The sequence below is a fragment of the Mesorhizobium sp. M0633 genome (assembly GCF_040320645.1).
Lineage (GTDB): Bacteria > Pseudomonadota > Alphaproteobacteria > Rhizobiales > Rhizobiaceae > Mesorhizobium.
The window spans coordinates 1-1270 of the sequence record NZ_JAMYQC010000109.1; the positions used below are offsets into that span (position 1 = coordinate 1).

The 1270-nt window shown below is 65.0% G+C and carries 2 protein-coding genes; both read left to right on the forward strand.

All coding sequences use genetic code 11. The annotated features are described in order from the left end of the window. A partial coding sequence (gene bioB / locus NKI47_RS34860) for a biotin synthase BioB (protein ID WP_352596359.1) occupies nt 1-565 on the forward strand: 565 nt, incomplete at its 5' end. Then, a partial coding sequence (locus NKI47_RS34865; protein WP_352596361.1) for an aminotransferase class I/II-fold pyridoxal phosphate-dependent enzyme occupies nt 562-1270 on the forward strand: 709 nt, incomplete at its 3' end. The genes bioB and NKI47_RS34865, both read left to right, overlap by 4 nt.

Here is a 1270-nt window from a genome sequence, read left to right on the forward strand (position 1 = left end):
CGGCATGCTCGATCTTGAGCAAGCCGCTCGACTGAAGCAGGCTGGTCTCGACTTTTACAACCACAACATCGATACGTCGGAACGCTACTATAGCGAGATCATCGGTACGCGGAGCTTTGCCGAGCGGCTCGAGACGCTCGAGCACGTTCGCAAATCCGGCATCAAGGTCTGCTGTGGAGGCATTGTCGGCATGGGCGAGGAGCCGGTGGACCGGATCGACATGCTGGTGACGCTGGCCAATCTGCCGGAACATCCGCAAAGCGTTCCGATCAACATGCTGATCCCGATCGCCGGTACGCCGCTTGCAGACGCCAAGCCCATTGAGCCGATCGAATTCGTGCGCGTGATCGCGCTGGCGCGCATCATGATGCCGAAATCGCATGTCCGTCTTTCCGCCGGCCGTACGGCCATGACCGACGAGATGCAGGCGCTGTGCTTTTTTGCCGGCGCCAACTCGATCTTCGTCGGCGACACGCTGCTGACGGCGGACAATCCCGGTGAGGACAAGGATACCCTGCTGTTCCGGCGCCTTGGCATCGAGCCGATGGAACTCGAGGCGCAATGAACGGGGCACCGCTTGCCCGCTATGAGGCGACCTTGCAGGGACTGGCGCGCAAGGACCGGCTGCGGACGCTGGAGCCGCGCGCCGGGCGCGACTTCTCGTCGAACGACTATCTCGGGCTTGCCGCCTCCAAAAGACTTGGCGAAGCGGTTGCGGCGGCGATTGCGCGGGGCACGTCGGTTGGCGCCACCGGGTCGCGGCTGTTGCGCGGCAATGCACCGGAACACGAGCAGCTCGAGGCAGACGCGGCGGCATTCTTTGGAGCCGACCGCGCGCTGTTCTTCGGCAGCGGCTACATCGCCAACTTCGCTCTGCTGACGGCGCTGCCGCAGAAGGGCGACCTTTTGGTCCTCGATGAGCTCGCCCATGCCAGCATGCATGAGGGGGCACAGGCCGGACGTGCCGAGTTCAAGCTGGCCGCGCACAACGACGCCACCGCTGTCGAGGACGCGATCACGCGTTGGCGCGCCGAAGGCGGCATGGGATGCGTCTGGATTGCGGTGGAAAGCCTATACAGCATGGATGGCGACTGCGCGCCTTTGGAGAGCCTGGCCGCGCTTGCCGATCGGCACAACGCATTCATCGTCATTGACGAGGCGCACGCGACCGGCGTCTGGGGACCGGACGGCCGGGGGCTGGCCGCCGCTTTCGAGGGCCGCGACAACATCGTCGCGCTCCACACCTGCGGCAAGGCGCTCGGCGCATCTG